Genomic DNA, 4,440 nt, shown 5'->3' with positions numbered 1-4,440 from the left:
ACAGCATCGCTCCTCGTCCATTTTTAAGCATCCGTTTGGCAGCTTCCTGTGCTACCAATAAGGCGCCAAAACTATTAGTCATTAACGTTTCTTTTGTAAGATCTGTATCAATTTCGGTAATAGGGCCTCTGGTATAAGCTCCCGCATTGTAGATTACGGTATCAGGCGTAAAATTGTGGTTATCCAATTCTTCAAAGAGAGTGTGTACATCACTTTTCTCGCTCACATAACAGGTGAATAATGATGCGCCTGGTTCATGGGTAAGCTCTTGGAGTTCTACAGTATTGCGCGCTGCAAGAGAAGCCAAGTATCCCGCCTTACTAAAGCACCTGGTTAACGAAACACTTAACCCCGTTACTGCTCCAACAATGAGTACATTTGGCATAGTTAAACTCTTGAAGATATCTATTTGGCGGTTGTTGACTTGCTCGGTTTCTCATAGGCACTCTCTGAATTACTAGGCATTGCTTCTCCTCGTGTTACTTTCGTTCATTGAGCACTTCCTTTAAAGCATTTGTTGCGTTTGCCATAGATGGAAAGCCTGAGTAGGCTCCCACCAAAACAATAATGTCGGCAATGTCTCCTGAGGGTATTCCAAGGTTCAGTGCACCTTGTATATGAAACTTTAATTGGTTGGTTGCGCCCATTGCAGTGAGAGCCGCAATCGTGATCATTTCTCGCGTTTGGTAGTCTAGCGCTGGTCTCGACAAAATGTCGCCAAACGCATATTCAATAACATGTTTGGCAAAGTTAGGCGAAACATCTTTATATGCTTCTTGAAGTGCTTTAGCGTCTATGACCTGTAACTTCTCAAGCTGTTTAGAGCCAACCTCTAGCTTTGATTTTCCTGTTTTTTGCTTAGAGGCTAAGGGTGGGTTTGTTACATCTGTTATGCCTCTTTGTTTACGTTGACCCAACACTTCTTTCAGTGTGTTCATTCCATTTACAGAAGATGGCAAGCCTGAATAAACAGACATTTGCAACATCGCCTCCTGTATCTCAACAGCTGTCCAGCCCGAATTTAGCGCACCATTAATATGAACGTTTAACTCAGCTGTCTTATCGCCCATTGCGATCAACCCAGCCATCAATACCAGTTCTCTATTTTTAGGTGAAAGATTTATGGATTCATAAACTTCGCCGTAAAGAAAACCGATAAAGTGTTCAGTCAGAGCGGAAGGCATGCCATTTATTAAGGGCGTACTTTCCGTGTTTGGGAAGACTTTTTTTTAGGTTCTGCAAACCTTGCTTGGACAAATCCATATCAGTATTCTCCTTGGCGAGGCTTGGTCCTGAACCTGCCGCCACTCCCGTTAGTAGGAAACTTGCAATGAATATAAATGCCAAACGGCTTCTTCGATCAGTCATTTTATTAACTATCCACATAGGTAAGCGGGGGCTATAGCGAGGCCATTGGAGAACTAAAACTGTGCTGCAGTTACCGAAGAGGATGCGAGCATCTTTGTTACTTCAACGGGTTTTTCTAACCACTCTTCATATTGAGCAAAAACAGCTTTGGTATAGTCTTGCTGATAATGCAGCATCAGAGTTTGTTCATCTTCAAAACATTCGAACAGATGCAAGGTGTTTAGCTCGGTACGGCTAACAAAAGCGCTGAAGATATGGCAGCCAGGTTCTTTCAATGTTGGCGGCACCAGTTTGTCCAGAGCGGCGCGGGCGTCTTCCATAAATTCCGGTTTCGGACGGATCGTTGCAAACAAGTAAAGACGTGAGTCGGACATGGCTTATTGCTCCTCAGACCCATAAACTTGGGACAATTGTTCAATGAGCCCCGCCTGGATTGGCGCTGTCGCAGCGTTAATGGCGGAAACGCCCATATCGTCGCCAATTTGCGTGCGAATAGGGCGCGGCCCTTGCATCTCGACAAGGGCCTTTATGCGGTCAGCCACATTCTGCGCGTCGTTGCCTGCCTGGTCTTGGGCAAATAGATCGTGAAACATTCCTAAAAGCTTTTCGCGCCCTTCATTGTGGGGCCCATATTCTTGCAGCACTGCTGGAAGATCTGGCGCCGGGGCGGTTTTGACCAGGTCCGTTGCATGACCGCTGGGCTCAATGATCACTGACTGAATATCAAAGGGTGCCAGTTCATAGTTCAAACTCTCGGCATAGGCTTCCATCGCCCATTTCGACGCGCAATAAATGCCAAAATATGGAATCGTCACGCGCCCAGCCGCAGAACTTAAGTGAATGAGCAGGCCGCTGCGACGTTGACGCATGGCAGGCAAGGCCGCTTGACTCATCTTGGCGAGCCCGAACATGTTCACATCGAAACAGGCCTGCGTCGCCTGTGGGGAATAAGCCTCCGTGACGCCAACGGGCATGACACCTGCATTGTTGACGAGGACATCGAGTGGGCGCTCCGCCTCAATTTTGGCAATAGCGCGCTGACAGTCTTCTTCAGATGTCACATCAAGGTCGATGATCGAAAGTGAAAGCCTTGATTGCATGGCATAGTCAGTGAGAACGCTAGCCGGTTTGGCGTTGGACCCATCCTTATCTCTCATTGCCGCGTAGACGTGATGCCCCCCTGCGGCGAGTGTTTTTGCCGTAAGGTAACCGATACCCCGGCTCGCGCCGGTCACAAGAATCGTTTTTGGGGAATTTGCGTTCATTCTTTTTTTCCTTAGTTTTTGAAGACTGATTTCATGAATAGTGCGAGCGGGTCCGAATTTCCGGCGGCCTTCATCCGTGTCAGTGCCCCGCTCCAGGCGTTGAGCAACCAGTCCGCTGCTTCTGCGGTACTTAAATGAGAAAGGTTGATTGTCGCGAGATCCGAACCTTTAAGGCACTGAGCTATTTCGTCGGAAAGCTCTCGCCAATTTTGATCCAGCTCCGCTTGAAACGTCGGATTCTCATCCGCAAGTTCAGTTGTAAGGTTGCACATCAGGCAGCCTTGGGAGAAGCTACGACTTTCCATATCCACTGCGGCAGCTTTAAAAAAAGCCCTGAGTCGCAATATCGGTGCCTTGCCATCATCGTTTAGCATTTGGCGGGCGAATTCAACTTGCTGTTCGGAATATCGGCGCGCAACTTCGATACCGAAATCCTCCTTACTCTTAAAATAATGATAGAACGACCCTTTTGCGGTTTCCGCATATTTTAGAACATCCATCACTCCTGTGTCGGCAAAGCTCTTTTGACGAATAAGTTTTTCACCAACATCAAGCAGCCGCGTACGCGTCGCATCATAATTTTCCTGATTTCGCATCCGAGCCATGATGTGTTCCTTTGCATCTGCTAAATTAATAATAGACCGGTCAAATATATTGTCAAATGCTTTTTAGCCTGATGCAGAAAGTGGCAAATCTTGCCATTTTGCTCTCATGAATTCTGTAAGAACTGTGGCTTAGCTGTCTTTCACATTATATGACCGGCAAAGCTGAAATTTACGAACCTCATGATTAGCTTGGCCTTGAAGGATTCGACTTCGAGGTTCTGCTTGCCATCAGGGAAGCTCTGGTAAAGGTGTAAGGCATGCTGTTCTAGGTAATGAGAGTTCAGGCGGTCTCAAGTCGATATTTGAGAAACCGGGCTCCTGCATGCTCTACTTCTCCGGCGAGCTGGGCCCCGAACCTTTTTAGCGCGCCCAGGTTTTTACGCGACGGCGGTAAAAGAAGGGTCACTGAAGGAATGCGTTCATCCGCAACTGCGAAGTCGATCGCAAGTCTTGAAATACGTATGCCAAGCCCAAATGAGTCTGGCTTTAGGACCAAACCGTAATCCCACTCATTGCCCTCTTTTTGGAAACCACCCCACCCGATATATCGCTTATTTGACAGTATGGCCCAATGCCCCAGCCCATCGTGCTTCCATCGCTCTTCTTTTGTGGCAACAAATTTTGCGGCGACGGCCTCATCCCATTTGCCTGTTAGCAGAGGCATGTGCTCTGCAACACGGGGATCGGACATGTGAACTATGATCTCGTTTAGGTTGATCTCGGGTAATCTAGCGAAGGTGATCTCGGTTTTCAAATTGGCTTCCAGTATCTTTATTTATTTATTTATTTATTTATTTATTTATTTATTTATCTATCTATTTCTATCGTCTGGGCGTATCCATGCGCGTGGCTTTACAGCATCATTTAGCTTTGTTTGGGCTAGTGTGTGAACACAATTACTCAAAATATTCGTAGAAATATCAACAATGCCATCCAGTACTTGTCTTGTCTAGGCGACTAAAATATATCTTCAGGTATATTTAATATTATCATTTATAGTCCTACGACGCAATGCTGGTAAATGTTTCTACAGTTCTAGATTGGTATTACTATTGCCTACTTAAGAGGCAATGATGTTATTTCTTTTAAGAAGATATGAAATTGTTCAAGGTAGCCACGGTAAGTGACAGACGCTTCTACCATGACTTGATGAAATTTACGGATAAAAGCCGTAGTCTTCCAATGAACTATCGATGAGGGTG

The 4,440-nt window shown here is 46.1% G+C and carries 6 protein-coding genes; all 6 read right to left on the bottom strand.

The genetic code is table 11. The annotated features are described in order from the left end of the window. A partial coding sequence (locus tag V7660_RS17100; RefSeq protein WP_335604265.1) for an SDR family NAD(P)-dependent oxidoreductase occupies window positions 1–385 on the bottom strand: 385 nt, incomplete at its 3' end. Between the two features lie 94 nt (window positions 386–479). Beyond that, window positions 480–1,184, bottom strand: a complete 705-nt coding sequence (locus V7660_RS17095; RefSeq protein WP_335604264.1) for a carboxymuconolactone decarboxylase family protein — start codon at window positions 1,182–1,184, stop codon at window positions 480–482. Window positions 1,185–1,421: 237 nt separating this feature from the next. Next, window positions 1,422–1,742, bottom strand: a complete 321-nt coding sequence (locus V7660_RS17090) for a putative quinol monooxygenase (protein ID WP_335604263.1) — start codon at window positions 1,740–1,742, stop codon at window positions 1,422–1,424. A 3-nt stretch (window positions 1,743–1,745) separates the two neighbouring features. After that, window positions 1,746–2,633, bottom strand: coding sequence for an SDR family oxidoreductase (locus V7660_RS17085; protein WP_335604262.1), 888 nt, complete (start codon window positions 2,631–2,633; stop codon window positions 1,746–1,748). Window positions 2,634–2,644: 11 nt separating this feature from the next. Then, complete coding sequence (locus tag V7660_RS17080; RefSeq protein WP_335604261.1) at window positions 2,645–3,238, bottom strand: TetR/AcrR family transcriptional regulator; 594 nt, start codon at window positions 3,236–3,238, stop codon at window positions 2,645–2,647. A 280-nt stretch (window positions 3,239–3,518) separates the two neighbouring features. Further along, complete coding sequence (locus tag V7660_RS17075) at window positions 3,519–3,992, bottom strand: GNAT family protein (protein ID WP_335604260.1); 474 nt, start codon at window positions 3,990–3,992, stop codon at window positions 3,519–3,521. Window positions 3,993–4,440 lie beyond the last annotated feature (448 nt).

Source organism: Hyphomonas sp., from assembly GCF_036964145.1.
Classification (GTDB): domain Bacteria; phylum Pseudomonadota; class Alphaproteobacteria; order Caulobacterales; family Hyphomonadaceae; genus Hyphomonas.
The sequence above is the reverse complement of the archived record's forward strand: the minus strand, read 5'-3'. Positions and strand labels throughout refer to the sequence as shown.

Excerpts from the sequence above, each read along its gene's own strand:
- V7660_RS17090 (WP_335604263.1), bottom strand. The coding sequence starts at position 1,742 with ATGTCCGACTCACGTCTTTACTTGTTTGCAACGATCCGTCCGAAACCG.
- V7660_RS17080 (WP_335604261.1), bottom strand. The coding sequence starts at position 3,238 with ATGGCTCGGATGCGAAATCAGGAAAATTATGATGCGACGCGTACGCGG.
- V7660_RS17095 (WP_335604264.1), bottom strand. The coding sequence starts at position 1,184 with ATGCCTTCCGCTCTGACTGAACACTTTATCGGTTTTCTTTACGGCGAA.
- V7660_RS17085 (WP_335604262.1), bottom strand. The coding sequence starts at position 2,633 with ATGAACGCAAATTCCCCAAAAACGATTCTTGTGACCGGCGCGAGCCGG.